At 66.3% G+C, this 18,456-nt stretch carries 16 protein-coding genes; 10 read left to right on the top strand and 6 right to left on the bottom strand.

What is annotated here, in order from left to right; genetic code table 11:
• Nucleotides 1-162: 162 nt before the first annotated feature.
• Entirely contained in the window at nt 163-894 is a 732-nt protein-coding gene (locus NV1_RS32080) for a helix-turn-helix transcriptional regulator (RefSeq protein ID WP_084526049.1), read from the bottom strand.
• A complete protein-coding gene (fdxA, locus tag NV1_RS32075) occupies nt 891-1,241 on the bottom strand; it encodes a ferredoxin (RefSeq protein ID WP_067899991.1) in 351 nt (116 codons plus the stop codon). The genes NV1_RS32080 and fdxA overlap by 4 nt, the downstream gene beginning before the upstream one ends.
• A 350-nt stretch (nt 1,242-1,591) precedes the next feature.
• Here fdxA and NV1_RS32070 point away from each other — a divergent pair, with 350 nt between their 5' ends.
• The 4 genes from NV1_RS32070 to NV1_RS32055 all read left to right on the top strand — a co-directional run bounded on the left by NV1_RS32070 (nt 1,592) and on the right by NV1_RS32055 (nt 8,433).
• Nucleotides 1,592-1,999, top strand: a complete 408-nt coding sequence (locus NV1_RS32070) for a VOC family protein (protein ID WP_067899988.1) — start codon at nt 1,592-1,594, stop codon at nt 1,997-1,999.
• 232 nt (nt 2,000-2,231) lie between these two features.
• Nucleotides 2,232-4,385, top strand: coding sequence for a transketolase (locus NV1_RS32065; RefSeq protein WP_245714029.1), 2,154 nt, complete (start codon nt 2,232-2,234; stop codon nt 4,383-4,385).
• A gap of 234 nt (nt 4,386-4,619) precedes the next feature.
• On the top strand, nt 4,620-5,330 hold the full coding sequence (locus NV1_RS32060; RefSeq protein WP_245714033.1) for a succinate dehydrogenase iron-sulfur subunit: 711 nt from the start codon (nt 4,620-4,622) through the stop codon (nt 5,328-5,330).
• A 295-nt stretch (nt 5,331-5,625) separates the two neighbouring features.
• Nucleotides 5,626-8,433 carry an aconitate hydratase gene (locus NV1_RS32055; protein ID WP_067899984.1) on the top strand — a complete coding sequence of 936 codons (2,808 nt, stop codon included), beginning with the start codon at nt 5,626-5,628 and terminating at the stop codon, nt 8,431-8,433.
• A gap of 714 nt (nt 8,434-9,147) precedes the next feature.
• Here the strand turns inward: NV1_RS32055 and NV1_RS32050 are convergent.
• Both NV1_RS32050 and NV1_RS32040 read right to left on the bottom strand, forming a co-directional pair.
• Nucleotides 9,148-9,345 (bottom strand): hypothetical protein, encoded by a 198-nt coding sequence (locus NV1_RS32050; protein ID WP_067899981.1) that lies wholly within the window; start codon nt 9,343-9,345, stop codon nt 9,148-9,150.
• A 630-nt stretch (nt 9,346-9,975) separates the two neighbouring features.
• Nucleotides 9,976-11,022: an oxidoreductase gene (locus NV1_RS32040; RefSeq protein ID WP_084526048.1), complete on the bottom strand. Its 1,047-nt coding sequence runs from the start codon at nt 11,020-11,022 to the stop codon at nt 9,976-9,978.
• Between the two features lie 131 nt (nt 11,023-11,153).
• On the opposite strand from NV1_RS32040, the gene NV1_RS44030 reads away from it, so the two are divergent.
• The 4 genes from NV1_RS44030 (at nt 11,154) to NV1_RS32025 (ending at nt 14,971) form a co-directional block, all read left to right on the top strand.
• Nucleotides 11,154-11,330, top strand: a complete 177-nt coding sequence (locus tag NV1_RS44030) for a hypothetical protein (RefSeq protein ID WP_245714034.1) — start codon at nt 11,154-11,156, stop codon at nt 11,328-11,330.
• A 17-nt stretch (nt 11,331-11,347) separates the two neighbouring features.
• Nucleotides 11,348-12,817, top strand: a complete 1,470-nt coding sequence (locus NV1_RS32035; protein WP_157117496.1) for a recombinase family protein — start codon at nt 11,348-11,350, stop codon at nt 12,815-12,817.
• A 399-nt stretch (nt 12,818-13,216) separates the two neighbouring features.
• On the top strand, nt 13,217-13,519 hold the full coding sequence (locus NV1_RS32030) for a hypothetical protein (protein ID WP_067899970.1): 303 nt from the start codon (nt 13,217-13,219) through the stop codon (nt 13,517-13,519).
• 336 nt (nt 13,520-13,855) lie between these two features.
• Nucleotides 13,856-14,971 carry a replication-relaxation family protein gene (locus tag NV1_RS32025; protein WP_245714028.1) on the top strand — a complete coding sequence of 372 codons (1,116 nt, stop codon included), beginning with the start codon at nt 13,856-13,858 and terminating at the stop codon, nt 14,969-14,971.
• A 189-nt stretch (nt 14,972-15,160) separates the two neighbouring features.
• Here the strand turns inward: NV1_RS32025 and NV1_RS32020 are convergent, their stop codons facing one another.
• Both NV1_RS32020 and NV1_RS32015 read right to left on the bottom strand, forming a co-directional pair.
• The gene (locus NV1_RS32020; protein ID WP_067899966.1) at nt 15,161-15,529 is read right to left on the bottom strand and encodes a hypothetical protein; all 369 of its coding nucleotides are present in this window, start codon (nt 15,527-15,529) and stop codon (nt 15,161-15,163) included.
• Nucleotides 15,526-16,782 (bottom strand): helix-turn-helix domain-containing protein, encoded by a 1,257-nt coding sequence (locus NV1_RS32015; protein WP_157117495.1) that lies wholly within the window; start codon nt 16,780-16,782, stop codon nt 15,526-15,528. The genes NV1_RS32020 and NV1_RS32015 overlap by 4 nt, the downstream gene beginning before the upstream one ends.
• Before the next feature lie 262 nt (nt 16,783-17,044).
• Here NV1_RS32015 and NV1_RS32010 point away from each other — a divergent pair, with 262 nt between their 5' ends.
• Complete coding sequence (locus NV1_RS32010; protein WP_067899960.1) at nt 17,045-17,254, top strand: hypothetical protein; 210 nt, start codon at nt 17,045-17,047, stop codon at nt 17,252-17,254.
• A gap of 130 nt (nt 17,255-17,384) precedes the next feature.
• Entirely contained in the window at nt 17,385-18,419 is a 1,035-nt protein-coding gene (locus tag NV1_RS32005) for a methyltransferase (RefSeq protein ID WP_169813457.1), read from the top strand.
• The last annotated feature ends 37 nt before the right edge of the window (nt 18,420-18,456 follow it).

The raw sequence follows: 18,456 nt of genomic DNA, 5'->3' as shown, positions 1-18,456 counted from the left end.
ATTAGATGTTCCTCCTCTGCTGCGATGACGGATCTCGTGAGCATGGGATGGCGGTTCCCCTGCACTGGCCCCGGTGGCGCTGTCGGTTCGTCGGAGGCGCCGGAGGTGCAGTCACCGGGATGGCCATCACGCCGGTCGCCGTGATAACAACCCCGGCGGTGGTCACGCCTTGGATCCTGTCGGTGTAGGCGCGCTCGCGGTGGTCGTGGTGGTGAGGTGGGCCAGGCATAGATCCGGTGTCACGAAGGGCTCGAGCCGATCGACCGCGACGGGCGCATCCCGGCCCTCGAGCACACCCTGCATCAGGCCCAGGTGGATCGGGCACACCACTTTCGCGCGGGCGGTGGCCAGGTCCAGGAACGGGCAGTGCCGCAACCGGATCCGCGTCCCGCCACCACCGCTCTCCGGGTCGGGGTCGAATCCGACCTCGTCGAGCACCCGCACCAGCTCGCCCACGGCCTGCTCGGCGTTCGGCGGCGGGGTGGGCATGTCGCCGGCGATCCGGTGGCCCCATGCGCGCCCGGCCTCGGCCGCACGCGCGGCCGGGTCGGGGTCGGTGGCCAGCTGGGCGGTGAGGATGTCGGCGAGCAGCTGGTAGTTACGAGGCCCCGCCGGATCCATGCCCGCATGGGCACGGAACATCTGCGGTGGGCGCCCGGGCCCGGTCCGCGGGTGTTCGACCCGCTCGGCTTGACCGGCCTCGACCAGCGCCTCGAGGTGGAAGCGCACGGTGTTCGGATGCAGGCGCAGGCGCGTGGCGATATCGACGATGCTCAACGCATCGGGCGACGCACGCAGCACCGCGAGCACCTCGCCACGACGCCCACCGCCCGCACCGGTCGGCGTGGTGCGCGGTCGGGCCGGTGTGGCGGCTGGATCCGGTGTGCGTGTCATGGCTGGCTGCTCCGTGTCGGCAGCGCGGCGACCAGCGGCGTGTCTACCCCGACCGGGCCGAGTTTGGTGGCGCCACCGGGGAATCCGAGTGGCTGGTCGCGGCCGGGCAGGGTTTCGGTGAAGAAGGCGGCGTTGTCGTCGCGGTAGACCTCGAGCTCGGCGGGCAGGTCGTCCTCGTAATAGATCGCCTCCACCGGGCACACCGGCACACACGCGCCGCAGTCCACACACTCGTCGGGCTGGATATACAACGAGCGCCCGCCCACGTAGATGCAGTCGACCGGGCATTCCTCCACACACGCCCGGTCCTTCACATCCACACAGGGCTCGCCGATCACATACGCCATACCCCTATTTATACATCGAATTCTTGTATAAACTAAGTGGCGGGTGAGGTACCCCACCGGATCTCTCGGTGCAGGCTGCCAGTCGGGGATCGGCTGTATCGCCGCGGCGTCCGACTCGTCGCCGACGGCGATGGACCGACTGGTCCCGATGGTCTGACGGCCGGGGTACGCCACCGCCATGCATGCCCGTCGAGGACATCGAACCGAGAGGGGATCCACCGTTGTCTGCACCGCCCGCGCACACCATGCCCGCCGTCGAAGCCCAGCGCCCGTATCCCGCCTGTATCTACTCGGCGCTGCGGCCAACATAGCCGCCGAAATCGAGCCGGGGTTGTGAAGGGTGGTGTCGGATGGGGTCGGTGAACGTGACCTCGTGTGTGATCCGTGTGTCGGATCTGGAGCGTTCTGTGCGTTTCTATCGTGATGTGTTCGAGTGCTCGCAGGCTCTTCGTGAGCCGGACGCCGCGCTGGTCCTGGCGCCCGACGGTTTCCAGTTGTATCTGCGCCAACGCAAGTATCGCTCCAGGCATCAGATAGGCGATGTGGGTGTCGAGCAGATCGTCTGGTCGGTCGACAGTGAAGCCGAACTGCACCGCATCGAAGCACGCCTGCGCACCCACTATCCCAGCACCTACACCTTCACCCGCAACGGCATCACCTTCGTCGACGGCATCGACCCCGACGGCATTCGAGTGTTGATCACGCATCCGACCCCTCAGAAGTTTCCGCGTGAGGTGATCGATGAGCGGTTCCGGTAGAACGTGTGAGCCGGGACGTACCGCGAGCCCGGTGACCGAGCGCGGACGGGTTGTCCCGGCCGCCGCCGCGGACGGTGTGGGTACTGCCATGATCGCGCGCTGCGGCTGTGGTGTGCAGGCGCACCCGCCCGCGCAACACCAGCAGCGTCGCCTCACCGCACCCTCATGAGGACTCCACCAGCACCGGCAACCCTCACCCGAGCATCTGCACCGAACAGGGAGCGCGAACCCCATGCCCGAGCACTTGACTATCGAGCTCGTCATCGACCACGAATACCGTGTTCGTCTCGCCGAGGGCGGCGACAGCGCCGAATCCGAATTCGTCATCGACCCCGACGTGCTGAGCGAACTCGGCTTCGATCCCGGCGAGGAACAACGCATCGTCGAACACACTGCCCGGTTCCTGGCCGAGCACCAACCCGTCATCGACTTTCCCGCCCTGGTCTACCTCGACGAAGTCGCCGCCGCCTACCACGACTTCCCCGACGAGGTGCGCCGCAGAATGACGTCACATCACACCACCACGACGGTCACCGGGCTCGACGCTGAGCAAGCCCGGTGGTTGGGGGAGTTGAGCCGGCAACTGCGGGTCGACTCGATCCGCTCGAGCACCGCCGCCGGTTCCGGGCATCCCACCTCCAGCCTTTCCGCCGCGGACCTGATGGCCGTGCTGCTGGCCCGTCACCTGCGCTACGACTGGGCTCGGCCCGAGCATCCGGGCAACGATCACCTGATCTTCTCCAAGGGCCATGCCTCACCACTGCTGTACTCGATGTTCAAAGCCGCGGGCGTGATCACCGATGCCGAACTGGTGGCCGGGTTCCGCCGTTTCGGGTCTCGGTTACAGGGCCATCCCACCCCAGTGCTGCCGTGGGTGGACGTGGCCACCGGCTCGCTGGGCCAAGGTCTGCCCTACGGTGTGGGCATCGCCCTGGCCGGCGCGAAACTGGACCGGCTGCCCTACCACGTGTGGGTGTTGTGCGGCGACAGCGAGATGACCGAGGGATCGATCTGGGAAGCCCTGGACAAAGCCGGGCACTACCAATTGAACAACCTGACCGCGATCGTGGACGTCAACCGGCTCGGCCAGCGCGGCCCAACCGAACTGGAATGGGATCTCAACGCCTACCAGCGGCGGGTCGAGGCATTCGGCGCCCACGCGATCGTCATCGACGGCCACGACCTGCACCAGATCGAGCAAGCCTTCCGGACCGCCCGTGACGTACCGGCCCCGACGGTCGTACTCGCCAAAACCGTCAAAGGCAAGGGAGTCCCCGAGCTCGAGGACCGCAACGGCTGGCACGGCAAACCGCTCCCGCCCGAGCTGGCCACCTCCGCCGTGACCGCGCTGGGCGGGCCGCGCGATCTGCGCGCCACCCCTCCGCCGCCCGCCCCGGCTGATCCGGTCACCGTGCGCGAGGCGCCGCCGATCGTCTTGCCCCGCTACGAGCGAGGCGCCCTGGTCGCGACCCGCACCGCCTACGGCGAGGCGCTGGCCGCCCTCGGTGTGCGACCCGACATCGTCGCCCTGGACGCCGAAGTCGGCAACTCCACCGGCGCGGATCGCTTCGCGCGCACGCACCCGGAGCGGTTCTTCGAGATGTTCATCGCCGAACAACAATTGGTCGCCGCCGCGGTGGGCTTGGCCGCCCGCGGCTATGTGCCCTACGCCTCCACATTCGCCGCATTCATGTCCCGTGCCTACGACTTCATCCGGATGGCCGGTGTTTCCGGCGCCGACATCAAACTGTGCGGATCGCACGCCGGCACCGAGATCGGCCCCGATGGCCCCTCCCAGATGGCCCTGGAAGACCTCGCCGCCCTGCAAGCGGTGCACGGCTCGACCGTGCTCTACCCGGCCGACGCCGTCGCCACCGCCAGTCTGGTCGCCACGATGGCCGAGGTCCCCGGCGTGTGCTACCTGCGCACCACCCGCGGCGCCTACCCGGTGCTGTACGACCCCGGCGAATATTTTCCGGTCGGCGGGGCCAAGGTCCTGCGCGCCAGTGACACCGATGCGGTCGTGTTGCTCGGCGCCGGTGTCACCGTGCACGAATGCCTGGCCGCGGCCGACGCCCTCGCCGTGGACGGTATCGCTGCTCGCGTGATCGATCTCTACAGCGTCAAACCCGTCGATGCGGACACGCTCGCCCGAGCCGCCCACGACACCGCAGGACGGCTCGTCGTGGTCGAAGACCATTACCCTCAGGGCGGTCTCGGTGCCGCAGTCCTGGCATCACTGGCCCACGCCGGTATCCCGGCGCGGGTTGCGCACCTGGCCGTCACCGACCTGCCCGGCTCCGGCACCCCAACAGAACAGCTGGACGCGGCCGGCATCTCCGCACCCCATATCACCACCGCCGCGCACCGACTGGTCACCGCATAGTCCGAGCAACCCGCAGCGCAGGGTCCTTGCCCTCGCACTGCGACGGCGCGACGATGGGAGCACCGTGTCATCCGCAAGAGCGAGCGGCGCACAGCGTGGGACAGGCTCGCACGCCGCACAGTATGTGTCGATCGGAGCGTGATACGTCCTATGACCCCTGAACAGTCCAGCGTCACCGACTCCACTGTGGTGGGGACTCGACCGCGCACCGCCCCGGTGCCCGAGGGCGCGGTGATGGTGATCGTCGAGATCGCCCGGTTCAACCCCGAGAACGACCGTGGTTCGTACTGGGAGAGTTTCCAGGTGCCGGCGCTGCCGACCGACCGGATCCTGAACCTGCTCATCTACATCAAAAGCTACCTCGACGGCACCTTGACCTTCCGCCGCTCGTGTGCGCACGGTATCTGCGGCTCGGACGCGATGCAGATCAACGGCATCAACCGGCTGGCCTGCAAGATCCTGCTCAAGGACCTGCTACACCGCGACGGCTCACCGACCACGATCAGGATCGCGCCGCTGCGCAGTCTGCCGGTGGAAAAGGATCTGGTCGTGGACATGGAGCCGTTCTTCGACCTCTACCGCGAGATCAAGCCGTATCTGATCACCTACGGGCCCGAACCCGAACGCGAACGGTTGCAGTCCCCGACCGATCGGGCGCGTTTCGATGACACCACCAAATGCATCCTGTGTGCCTGCTGCACCAGCAGCTGCCCGGTCTACTGGGCCGAGAAGACGTATTACGGGCCCGCCGCGTTCGTCAACGCGCACCGGTTCATCTTCGACAGCCGCGACAACGGCGCGGCCGAGCGTCTCGAGATCCTCAACGACATCGACGGCGTCTGGCGCTGCCGCACCACCTTCAACTGCACCCAGGCATGTCCCCGCGGCATCCAGGTCACCAAGGCCATCACCGAGGTCAAACGCGCCCTCATGTTCACCCGCTGACAACCCCCGATGCGAGCGAATCGTGTGCGGCCCGTGCGCGGTCGGTCATCTCGGCGTTTCGGGATGTGATCCCCTCGGTTCGGGACCGGGTGGGCATACAGTGAACTCGACTGGACCAACGTTGTCGGCGCACCGACGCTGATGGTCGGTGGCGTCCTGATCAGGAGGCGCGTCACATGTCCGAATCGCTGTATCCGCGTGTCGGCACACCTATGTTCGTGCACCGTAATGCTCTCGCTCCACGGGCGGGTGAGGCCGTCGATGCGCACACGCGCCGCGGCGACGGGCAACGATCATGAGCGGCAACAGCTTCGGCGCTCGCGACGGGTGGACGGTCGACGACCGGGAATTCACCATCTACCGGCTCGACCGTGTCCCGACCGCGCACCGGCTGCCCTACAGCCTCAAGGTGCTGCTGGAAAACCTGATGCGCTGCGAGGATGGGCACTCGGTCACTGCCGAGCAGGTGCGCGCGCTCGCCGCCTGGGAGCCGGCCCAGACCAGCACGGCCGAAATCGCGTTCACCCCGGCGCGCGTGTTGATGCAGGACTTCACCGGGGTGCCGTGTGTGGTCGACCTGGTCGCGATGCGCGACGCGATGACCGCGCTGGGCGGTGATCCGGGGCGGATCAACCCGTTGATCCCCACCGAGCTGGTGATCGACCATTCGGTGATCGCCGATGTCTTCGACCGTCCGGATTCCTTCGCGGTCAACGCGGAGTTGGAGTTCACCCGCAACGTCGAGCGCTACCAGCTGCTGCGGTGGGCACAGCAGGCCTTCGACGACTTCGCCGTCGTGCCCCCGGACACCGGCATCTGCCACCAGGTCAATCTCGAATACCTCGCGCGGGTGGTGTTCACCCGCGACGATCCGGCCGGCGGGCCGCCATTGGCCTACCCGGACACCCTCGTAGGCACCGATTCGCATACCCCGATGGTCAACGGGCTCGGTGTGCTCGGCTGGGGTGTGGGCGGCATCGAGGCCGAGGCCGCGATGCTCGGCCAGCCGATGAGCATGCTGATCCCGCAGGTTCTCGGGATCAAGCTGACCGGCCGGCTACCAGAGGGCACCACCGCCACCGACCTGGTGCTCACCGTCGCGGAGTTGCTGCGCCGCACCGGTGTGGTGGGCAAGTTCGTCGAGTTCTACGGTCCCGGAGTGGCGAACGTGCCCTTGGCGAACCGTGCCACCATCGGCAACATGAGCCCTGAATACGGTTCCACCTGTGCGATCTTCCCGATCGACGAGGTCACCCTGGACTATCTGCGGCTCACCGGGCGCCCCGAACACCAGATCCGCCTCGTCGAGGCCTACGCCAAGGAACAGGGACTGTGGCACGACCCCGGCCACGAACCGGACTACAGTCAGCGCATCGAGCTGGATCTGGCCACCGTGGAGCCCTCCATCGCCGGACCCAAACGCCCGCAGGACCGCATCCCACTGGCACAGGCGCCGCACGCGGTCGCGTCCCTGCTCGGCGGTGAGCCGGCCGACGTGGCGGCGGCCGGGCTGGACGAGGCATCGGGCGAGTCGTTCCCGGCCAGCGATCCCATCGCCATCGACCACGACCGATCCGTCGACGGGCCGAGCGCGCCCTGCGGCTGCGAACAGGCGCACCGATGGCCGTCGGCACCGCAAGCCGTGACCATCTCCGAAGGGACCGCCACGACCCTCGATCACGGGCACGTGGTGATCGCCGCGATCACCTCGTGCACCAACACCTCCAATCCGTCGGTGATGATCGGGGCGGCACTGTTGGCGAAGAAGGCCGTCGAGAAGGGCCTGACCCGCAAACCGTGGGTCAAGACCTCCCTGGCGCCGGGCTCGCGGGTGGTCACCGACTATTACGCCAGTGCCGGGCTCACGCCCTATCTGGACAAGCTGGGGTTCTCGCTGGTCGGCTACGGGTGCACCACCTGCATCGGCAATTCCGGCCCACTCATTCCCGAGGTGAGTGCCGCCATCACGGCCGGCGATCTCACGGTGTGCTCGGTGCTGTCGGGCAACCGCAACTTCGAGGGCCGCATCCACCCGGAGACGAAGATGAACTTCCTCGCCTCCCCGCCGCTGGTCATCGCCTACGCGCTGGCCGGCACGATGCGCATCAACCTGCTGCGCGACCCGCTGGCCACAGCCCCCGACGGCAGCGAGGTGTATCTGCGCGACATCTGGCCCAGCACAGCAGAAATCGAGGAGGTCATCGCCACCAACCTGCGCTCGCAGATGTTCACCCGCGGCTACGCCGACGTGTTCACCGGCGACGAACGCTGGCGCGGCCTCGACGTAGCGGCCGGGCAGATATTCACCTGGAACGACGAATCGACCTACGTGCGGCGCCCGCCCTACTTCGAGCACATGACCCGCGAGCCGCAACCGGTCGCCGACATCACCGGCGCCCGGGTCCTGGCGGTGCTCGGCGACTCGGTGACCACCGACCACATCTCCCCGGCCGGGGCGATCAAGCGCGACGGCCCCGCCGGAACCTACTTGCAGCAGCACGATGTCGCGCCGAAGGACTTCAACTCCTACGGCTCGCGCCGCGGTAACCACGAGGTGATGATCCGCGGTACCTTCGCCAACATCCGGTTGCGCAACCAACTCGCCCCCGGCACCGAGGGCGGGGTCACCCGTCACCTGCCCGACGGAGCGCAGATGAGCATTTTCGACGCCGCGACCGCCTACGCGTCCGATCACGTGCCGCTGCTGATCCTCGCCGGAACCGAGTACGGCTCCGGGTCCTCACGAGACTGGGCCGCCAAGGGCACGCTGCTCCTCGGTGTGAGAGCGGTGCTGGCGCGCTCGTTCGAACGAATCCATCGGTCGAACCTGATCGGCATGGGAGTGCTGCCACTGCAATTCCCCGACGACCAATCGGTGCAATCACTCGGACTGACCGGCGAGGAAACCTACTCGATCACCGGGCTGGCGCAGGCCGACACCACAGAAACCTTCCCACGGCAGGTGCAGGTCCGCGCCGTCGACAATGCCGGAGCCACAAGAGAATTCGCCGCCATCGTGCGGATCGACACACCGGCCGAGGCCGCCTACTACCGGCACGGCGGCATCCTGCACTACGTGCTACGTCAACTGCTCACCGGCTGAATGACCTTGCCGAACATCGTCGATCAGCGGGACCGACCGCGCACGGTTGCCCTTCGTGCCCTTGTCGGTCGGTCCGCCGGGGCCGGGCATCGTCTGCCGACATCCTCGGCCGCGCCCCTGCGCGGGCGGCCGCTTCAGCTTCGGCCGCCGGCGGCGCCCGGTGTGAGCGCGTCATCAGGCGCTGAGGCTCGTCCGGAACGGGGGACGCGAGAATGCGAATCATTGGCAGCGGTTGTCGCGCTGCCGAATGCATGGTCAGCGTGGCCGACGCGAGACCCGGCGTGGTGGAACTCGAGCCGGTGGCGCTGAGTGCGACAACGGGCTCGTCGCCTCCTTCAAGAATGTTTGCCGGGAATCAGTTTCACGGTGCTGTCGATCGTGAGAGGTGTCCTCGAGACACGTCCGGCGATTTCTGGGAGAGACAGTGACGTTGCAAAGCTCACCCGCGAGCCATCGCGGATATGGCGGATTGGGCCCGGTGGAAAGCAGATGGCCTCGCCGGCGATTCCTACCGGCTGCGCGACCGCCAAGCAAGCGCCGAGCGGCCACCGGCAACCGCGAACCCCCACAATCTGAACCGCTCACGGGTGGGGCGATTCGACGAGCTCGGTTGGGAGCTTCGACCAACGCAGTCACCGTGGAGCAAAACCCCTGGCGGGCACGGCATCTGGCCGTCGCATTGGTCATATTTCAGCCTGTGCTGCCGAATAGGCGTCAAAAGATTAAGGAGTTGTCGACATCGACTGGGTTGTCGACATCGACCTCCACGGCACCCAGCGCTTCGGTCAACTCTGTGCGTGGCAGGTTCTCCGCAAACCCCCGGAGCACCTGGCGCTCAGCCAAAAGCAAGGCCGTGCCCGGAGTGCCGCGCTGCGTGGTGTCGGAGTCACGCTGCTTATCGATCTGCCGCATCGGACGGTCTTGTGGAGCCCTGATAGGCACCAGCTCATGGCCGCGTTGAATCGGCTCGGGCGCTGATTCGTCCCTGAGAGTGGATCAGCTGCATGTCGCGCGTCTGGGAATCCGGTCGATGGCTTCCAGCCGACCGCTGCCGTTCGATCACCGAGTTCATCTCGATCGACCAGCGTTGCCGTTGTTCCCCTGCCACCGGCACTGCGGCGTGAGTGTCGTTCTCGCCGAACAACGCAAGATGACACGACCGACACGCCAGGGTGGTCCGAGACGGCAGCAGTTCGGCGGCGGATGCTGCTGCCGAGCGCGGAGGGTGGAAGTTGGCGGATGCGTCGGAAACGTGAGTGCAGGTGGGGACTTGAACCCCCGAACCGGGTCACCGGTGACACGGATGTGTGTGAGTGGGGAGTGGGATCTATGCTGACCCCTTCCAACAGGGCTGTACGGTAACAGGTTTGGACGAGCCTGGTCGGTGGCATTACGGTGAGTTGGATGCGCGACTGCGGTGGCGACTCCAATACGTCGGGTGATTGAAGACCGTGCCACCCCGGGGTCTCGCCCCTGAGGAGACCGGAACCGACTCTGGGTTCATTGCCCTGACCGAGGTACGGGACGCCGGAGAACGCTCGCTCATGCCGATGAGCGGGTACTCGATCGTGACCGACGCCCGGGCGGAGTCTTCATCGGGATACCGGCCAGATTTGGACAGGTAGTCCGACTGCGGGGCGAGACTTTTGCTCGGATTGTCGGCCACCGTTGGTAAGGCCAGGGCCAGAGGTAGCTGACGCCGGTTAGTTTCTCGGAGGCCGCCCAGAGCCGCTGACCGACGGCCGGATCGGCGGCCTCCCGGCTGAGCCGGGCCTCGGCGACCCGGCCTACCGTCTCCCAGAGCCTGGACGGGCCGAAGAACAGGCCGCCCCGTAAACCTGGCTCGGTGGCAGCGCGCAACTGCGGTAGCGCGCCCTGTTCCACCGGCTGGGTCGCCAGCAGGCCGACCCACGCAATCAGTCGCCCGAACCGGCCACGGTGCTCCCAGGCTCGCGGAGTCAGATTGGTACGGGTGAGACCGGGGTGGGCCAGCACGCTGATGATCGGCGATCCGGCAGCGTGCAGGCGGCGGTCAAGTTCGATGCCGAAGATCGTGGTGGCAAGTTTGGACCGGCCGTAGGCGCGAGCCGCCCGGTAGTCACGCTCGAACATCAGGTCATCGAAGTCCAAGTGAGCGTTCCTGTGGGTGATTGAGCTGAGGCTGACTACGCGGGCATTCGGCGCCGTGGCCAGGTTGCCGAGCAGCAGGCCGGTCAGCGCGAAGTGGCCCAGCATGTTGGTGCCGAGCTGTAACTCGAAGCCGTCGGCGGAAGTTCGGCGCGGGCCCAGCAGCACCACGCCGGCGTTGTTGACCAGCAGGTCGATCGCCGGATGGTCGGCGGACAGCTTCGCCGCGAATGCCCGCACGGAGGCAAGGGAGGCCAGGTCCAGCTCGCGCACCTCGACGTCACCACCGATCCGGCGGGCGGCCTCCTCGCCGGCGGCGGTGTTGCGGACGGCGAGCACGACGCGGGCACCATGGCGGGCCAGCTCGGTGGCGGTGATCAGGCCGAGGCCTGAGTTCGCGCCGGTCACTACGGCGACCCGGCCGCGTTGGTCGGGGATCTGGTCGGCGGTCCATCCGGTCATCTGCTGCTCCTGGGAATGTCGGTGCGATGGACCGTCGATGCTAGGAGCGATCCGGGCCGGCTCGGTCGTTCTCGGTTGCCTAGGTCTGCGGGACCTACCTTCGGTGGTCCGGGCCGCGGCACACTTGCGGTATGAGCAATCCGCATCCGTATGCTCGTGAGTTCGGTGATTTCCTGCGCGCGCGGCGCGGCCGGGTGCATCCACACGACGTCGGCCTGGAGCCCGGGGGGCGGCGCAAGGTCATTGGGCTGCGGCGCGAGGAACTGGCCATGCTCGCTGGGGTTACTATTGGATTAGTGACCCCTTAGCCAAGGGAGTGATCGTGATGGCGAATGGCCAGGTCACGGGCGGTAACCACACAATTCTAGACATTTATGCGCGGGTATCGCGTATCGGGGATGAGCGGCAGCGGTCCACGGGCGGGCAGGTCGAAGACTGCGAAGTCCGGGCGGCGGAGCTGGGCGCGGGGGTCGGGGAGGTGTTCATCGACGAGGGGCGCTCGGCGTGGAATCCGCGTGTGGAGCGCAAGGCGTGGGAAGCGTTGATGAAGCGGCTGGAGTCGGGCGCGACCGGTGGGGTGGTCGTGTTCGATATGGCGCGGTTCTCGCGTCGGCCGATCGAGGGGGAACGGCTGATTCTAGCGGCGGAACGCGGCCTGCTGGTCCTCGATAGTGAGGGCGAATACGATCTGTCGACTGCCAACGGCCGCAAGACTTTTCGCGATCAGTTGAATGCGGCGGCGTATGAGTCGGATCGGTTGTCGACGCGCGTGAAGCGCGGCAAGCGGGTCAAGGCCACGCGCGGGGAGTCCAACCACACCCATCGCCCGTTCGGGTACGAGCGTGACGGGACCACGGTCCGCGAGTCCGAGGCGGCGGTGATCCGGGAGATGGTGCGCCGGATCCTGGCCGGGGAAAGCTTGAGGAAGATCGCGATCGATCTCAACGATCGGGGCATCACGACCTCGGTCGGTGCACGGTGGACCGGGGACAAAGTGAAACTGGTCGCGACCAATCCGCGTAACGGCGGATACGTACCGTATCTGGGGGACATCGTCGCCCGGACCGAGGGGCCTGCGCTGATCGGCGAATCGGATTGGGATCGGCTGACCGGATTGTTCGCCGGGCGGGGCAAGGGACGACCCGCGACCGGGGAGTACGTATGTTCGGGTCTGGTGCAGTGCGGGAACTGCGGTCGCGGGTTGACCGGGCGGCCGCAATACAAGCGGGCACCGTATCCGGATGGGGAGACGCGGCGGCGGTATTGGTGCCAGAAGCGGTTGACCGGTGGCGGCTGCAACAAGGTGTCGGTGGATATGCGGCTGTTGGATACCGCGATCGGAAAGTTGGTGGTCGCGATCTTGTCGGATCCGCGTCATGCGGAGGCGATGAACGCCGCAGCGGTCGCGACGGCGGCCAAGCGGCGGCCGGTCGCCGATGAGCTGGCCCGCTCGCAGGAATTGGCGACGGTGTTGTCCGGTCGGCTCGGGCGCGGGGAGATCAGCTTGGAACGCTACGACGCTGCTGTCACGCCGTTGGATCGGCGTATCGACGAGTTGAAGGCCACCCTCGAGGCGATCGATGCCACGCGGGTGGTCGATGACTCGGCGAAGGCGCGCGCGGAATCCCTGGAAGTGTGGGAGGCACGGTGGAAAGAGGCCAACGTCGGGGAGAAGCGGTCGATGTTCAAACGCGCCCTGCACGGCAAGCGGGTAAAGATCAATCCCGCCACGACCCGGGGTCCGGTATTCGACCGGCACCGGATCGTTGTCGAGGACATCACCGCCGCCGCATGAACCGATGATTGCCGCGCCGGAACCGGCAACACCGGCATCGGGGCTGATGCAGCCCGTTCCGGCGGCCGACTCCGCGTGGGGCGAGAGGAAAAAGATTGCGCGGTCGGGGTTTACTTCCCCGCGCAGCGAGATACACTACGAGATCCAGTGTATCGACCAAAGCCTACAATACACCTAAAAATAGCATTGGAGACTATTGAGAGTATGCGGTGGGTGATGGTTCGTCAAGCTGGCACCACCCTGGCCGGTGGTGTGAACAAGTGAATCGTGATCGCTGGCCTCGATGCGTGCTACGGCAGTCGAGGAGTCGAAGCGGCACATAGGGAAACAGCAGAAACCGCGACAACCACCCCGCGACACCCCGCCACAAGCAGGAGGTTGCGGGTCAGGGAGGCTCCCATGCGCACGCCCGAGAACACCCACGAACACGACGACCCCGTGCCCGCCGACGACACGACCGTCGTTCCGCTACGCTCCGCCCGCCAGCGGCGCGCCCGCCCGGCCCCGCCGCCGTCGCGGGAGCCGGAGCAGTTGAGCTTCGACGACGACTGGATCGAGTACTGGCGCACGATCACCGACACGTGGGCACCGCTGGACCGTGACCAGATCTCGGCCATCGCCGCGATCGTCGAACAAATCGACATCCGCCGCGCCGCCGCCGACAACGACGCCCCGCGCCGTCGGCGACCAGAAGCCGCGTGAGCGCGCTCGTGAGCGAGGAAATCCCCGCCGGCGACTCGTTCGAGAAGGTCGAGCACCAGGATGCCGGCCGTTCCGCGGTGGACTGGACGGACCGGCCGACCGGCCGACGAACCGCGAGGTGGGCATCGTGATCGATCCAGTCGGTACTTGGCAACCGGTGGGCGGTGACGCTCGATGACCGGTCGCGACGAGACGGCGGCGGATTGGTCGGCGGATGGTGGTGCGGATGGGGCGTCGGATGCTCGGCGTCCTATAGCCGCCACCCCAAACGCCGAACACGACAACCGCCACACGGCAGCTCAGGCACGCATTCGAGGCAACCGAACGGAATCCAGAATGAATATCAATAACACTCATACATATTCACTCGGCGGGCGGCGCGGCGGACGTAGCGTGCATCGAGGCGGGCATCCGGACGCGGGTGCGTGGTTTCGTCTGCTCGATCGTGATCGTCGCCTGCTGGCACTGCTGTCCGAGCACAAGGCGTTCACGACCGACCAGATCGCATCGATGGAGTTCGCCTCGGTCCGCCGCGCGCAGGATCGGCTGCGGAAACTGCGCGAGATGGACATGCTCTTCGCCTTCCGCGAGTCCCTCTACGGCGGCGGCACCACCCAAACCCGCCACGCGCTCGGCTATTCCGGCGCACGCCTGATCGCGGCCCAGCGCGCCCAAAACCCTCCGGCCCCGGCCAAGTACGCCCTGGGGTTGGAGCGGCTGGCGTGCTCGCCGATGCTCAATCACCGCCTGGGCGTCAACGGCTTCTTCGCCGCACTGGCCGCCCACCGCAACCCGACCCGCGTCGGTCCGGCCACTCCGAGCTCGGTGCAGGGATTGACTCAGTGGTGGTCGGAGCGCCAATGCGCCGAGGTGTTCTGGACCCACGCCTCCGGCGAGGGCGATCTCCACCCCGACGGCTACGGCTGCTTCGAACATCACGGTCGCGCGGTGCGGTTCTTCCTCGAGTACGACACCGGCACCGAGTCGTTGAAGACCGTCGTCGCCAAACTCGGCGACTATGAAGGGTTCCCCACCGACAAGTTCGGGATCCTGTTGTTCTCGGTGCATTCGGCCCGCCGTGAGACCGGGCTACGGACCGCGCTGAACCGCGCGTTCGGCAGCTACGCCCCCGGCCTGATGATCGCGACCACCAGCCGCGATCTGACCCACCCCGACGGCCCGGCAGGACCGGTCTGGGCACTGTGGACAGCCGAGCGCGGTGATGCCCTGACCCAACGTGTACGGCTGGCCGATCTCCCCGAACGTGGCCCGCGCATCGCCCATCACACCAGTGCCGAGCAGTTGCCCTACAACGAGGCAGCCTTCGAACACGCCGACCCCCAGATCCAGAACCTGCTCTACCCCAACCAGACTCGGCCCGCCACCCGATCCCCGGCCTGGCAGAACACCGCCGAGGACAGCGTCCTCCTGGACTGGGACACCCCCGCTTAGAAAGTTGCCGCCCGGTTGGGAGTCGAGAATGCCGCCCGCGCCAGGATGATAATTGTGTGCTTGACGCCGCAGAGGGTGGCCTGCTTGCGGGGATGCTGTGCAGGACGCAGGTAGGTCGTTACGTGCGTACCGCCCTTCGATCCGAAAACGCCTGTGCCTCTTGCGTTTTCCGTGTGGGTTGGTCCGTCTTCATTGCCGGTTCTCGCCTTCCGAGGTCCAGACCACCTGTGTGGTGTCCAGATCGCCAAGCAGGTGTTTCCGAAGTTCTCGAGGTCCACTGAGCGCAACATCCATGAGAGTCGCGGCGTCGCGTCCGGTGAGTCCGAAGCGATCCGCCAGTTCTGATGGGACGGTCCTGGAGTTGCCTGCCATCTCCACGAACAGCCGATTGCGAGCCTGCTTGGCGGCGTGAAGTTCTGCCGATGCCGACCTGAATGCCTCCGACCTCGGCGGTGTTCGACCTTCCCGGCCGATATCGTTAAGCTCACCCGTTGCGTGAATAGCGGCGTTGGCACGCGCAATCCTCGTCAGCACCTCGGATACGCGGTCGGTATTCATGCGATCACGATATCCCGGGCTGCGAGTCGTTGGTCGAGCTCGTGTACCGACCGGGTATCCGCCCACGGAGAAAGTTGGTGGCGGCCCTCGAGGATGGCGGCGGCGAGCCGGGGAGACCGGTTCTGGTCTGCCAGCTCCGCAGCATGCCCGACGACGTCGGCCGCTTCCTCGATCTCATCGAGCTGAATCAGGGCACGTTCCAACTCCAGCAGGGTGACGGCTCTGTCTCGCGTGTAGGAGGTCGGCATCGTTGCCAACGCCTGTCGCGATGCCTCGGCCGCCGGGCGTGCATCACCGTGGACGGCCAGACAGTTTCCACGGTATGAGTGCATGATGCCTTCGCCCATGAAGTACGCCCGAGACTGGGAAGGGTGGCACGGTTGCAGCCCTGACAGTTCGGCTTGGGCATCATCGAGTGCGGCAAGGCACGGTGAGCGTTGATCGGCGAGTGCCAACGCTTCGGCGTTGCGGATCGCGACGTAGGCGCGCAGGTGACGGTCCTCACTCTGGGATACCCAACTGCGTGCAGCGACGGCGTAGTCCACCGCCACACGCGGACGCCGCTGCCACGTCGCGAGCTGGGAGAGGTGGCAGAGCATGTAACTGCCAAGATCGGAGTCCTCGGCTTCGTGGGCGTTCTCCCGTGCCTCGGTGTACAGCCGGGCCGACGTCGCGTGATCGCGGGCATCCCAGGCCAGCGATCCGGCCAGGCCCGTCCACTCGGCGTACAGCGACAACACATCGGGGCGTAGACCCGGCGGGCAGTTGCTCAGCATGGCAGCGGTGAACTGCTGCTGCGCCATGACAATCCCTTGCGCCGCAGGCGAACCGAGTGTGTCGTCGAGTTGCATCGCCTGATGCAGAGTTGCCCGCACCAGAGCCACCGCAGCCGAGTCCGGGCGGCCAGCACCGGAGACCAACCATGCCGCACGGTCGGCAGCCTCACTACCGAGTCCCAGGGTCGCTAACGTCCCGGCACCGACTGCACCGGCCTTGAACAGCTGACGCCGATTCACATCGTCCTCATTTTCCCGCAGTTGCTCGAAACGCGCGACGACGTCGGTTGGCGCTTTCGCGAGCATTGTCGAATAGCTGACCTGTCCAAGGCCGCCGATCGATGTTTCGCCCTTTTCCCAGCGTCTTACCGATCGCTCTGCTACTCCCAATGCTCTCGCAAAAGCGGCTTGTTTCATTCCGTAGGCGTAGCGAAGCATGACGCAATCTTTTTTGGTCCATGTCGCGACGATAACCATTGCAACCCCCTGCGGCGGATGTGGTGATCCCAACTGTAGCCACGGTGGCCGATTTTTGTCCGGCCCATGTCCGGAAATGTCCGGTAGTCCGGCGCGAACATTTCCGCAGGCCCCGCCGCCGGGTGAGATGCGGTGCCAACCGAGTGCATCGACCGACCAACTGTGACGCCCTGGTCGATGTCGTACGGGCTCCCTCGGCGGCGGGTGCCGGTCGCACACCGAGCTGCCCGTTTTGCTCTCCCCCCTTGGAGGTCCCAAACCCATGCACACCCTGGCCATGCATCACACCCTCGTTCTGACCGAACAAGCAACCCATGCTGCGCCCGAGACGCCGTTTTCCGTCGAGCGGGCGCACACCATCGTGCAGTTCCATGTGGCCTGCCGGGCGACCAAGTGCCCGCGCAAGGCCGCCGCGCTCCAAGTGCTGACCGAGGCTGGCCATTTGGTGCCGTCTGCGAGCCATCCGCGGTGAGCGCGGCGGCTCTAAAGCCGATCCGGCCTCAAAACCTGTCCCTACCAATCGATTAGGAATTCTTGATATGGGTATCTTCTCGGGGCGGCGTTCTCAGGGATTGCTGCATAATTCGACCCCCGTGCCTGGTATGCGTGAAGCGCTGGCGGAGGAGTTGTCGAGGGATAGGCAGTCGGCAAGTTTCCTCACTGGTGAGGCGAACGGATATGTGTATGCGTGCTGTCTGCGCGTGGTAGCGCAATTGGGTGTAGCGGACCTGCTCGCCGATGGGCCCGTGCATGTCGCGCATTTGGCCAAGCGTGTCAGCGCCGATGAACACGCGCTGTATCGCGTGCTGCGGCTGCTGGCCACGCGAGGGATTTTCCGGGAAACAGATTCCGGGGCTTTCGTATTGATGGACCTTGGGGCGTCGCTTCGCTCGGATTCCCGGTTCTCGGTTCGCGAGGGGATTTTGGCGGCTACGACCCCGGCGATCTATCGCGCGGGCGGTGAGTTGCTGCACTCGGTGATCACCGGCGAGCCCGCAGTGAACCATGTGTTCGGCGAGTCGTTGTTCGACTACTTCGGCACACACCCGTCGGACGGCGCAGAGTTCCATTCCGGGATGGGCCGGTATTCGGTGATCGAGAGCGAGAACTTCGCCCGAGTATGCCGGCTGCCCGAGACCGGCACGGTGGTGGATATGGGTGGAGGTCAAGGGACGCTGCTGCTGGGGATCCTGCAACGGCACCGCGCGCTTCGCGGGGTGTTGTTCGATCTTCCCCAGGTCGTCGGGAAGCACAGGCTGGGGGACTTGGACGATGCGAGCCGCTGGGAGGTGGTGGGCGGCAGCTTCTTCGACACAGTGCCTGCTGGGGATGTGTATGTGATCCAGTATGTCCTGCACAACTGGGACGACGAGCGCTGCCTGGCGATTCTGCGGAACTGTCGGCGCGGTTTGTCGTCTCCCGGTGGGCGGGTCTTCATCCACGACATGATCGTCCCGCCCGGCAACGAGCCCGATCAGTCCAAAGTCCTGGACATCGTCATGTTGTCCATCGTCACCGGCCGCGAACGGACCGAGCAGGAATTCGAACGCCTTCTCCACACAGCGGGTTTGCGGATCGTCACTATCACTCCGCCCACGCTCGGCGCTTTGTCCATCATCGAAGCCGAAGCGCTCTAACCGTTTCCTGCACGGATCCTTTTGATGATTCCCATAG

The sequence above is a fragment of the Nocardia vaccinii NBRC 15922 genome (assembly GCF_001613305.1).
Taxonomy (GTDB): domain Bacteria; phylum Actinomycetota; class Actinomycetes; order Mycobacteriales; family Mycobacteriaceae; genus Nocardia; species Nocardia vaccinii.
This window is presented reverse-complemented; position numbering and strand designations above follow the sequence as displayed.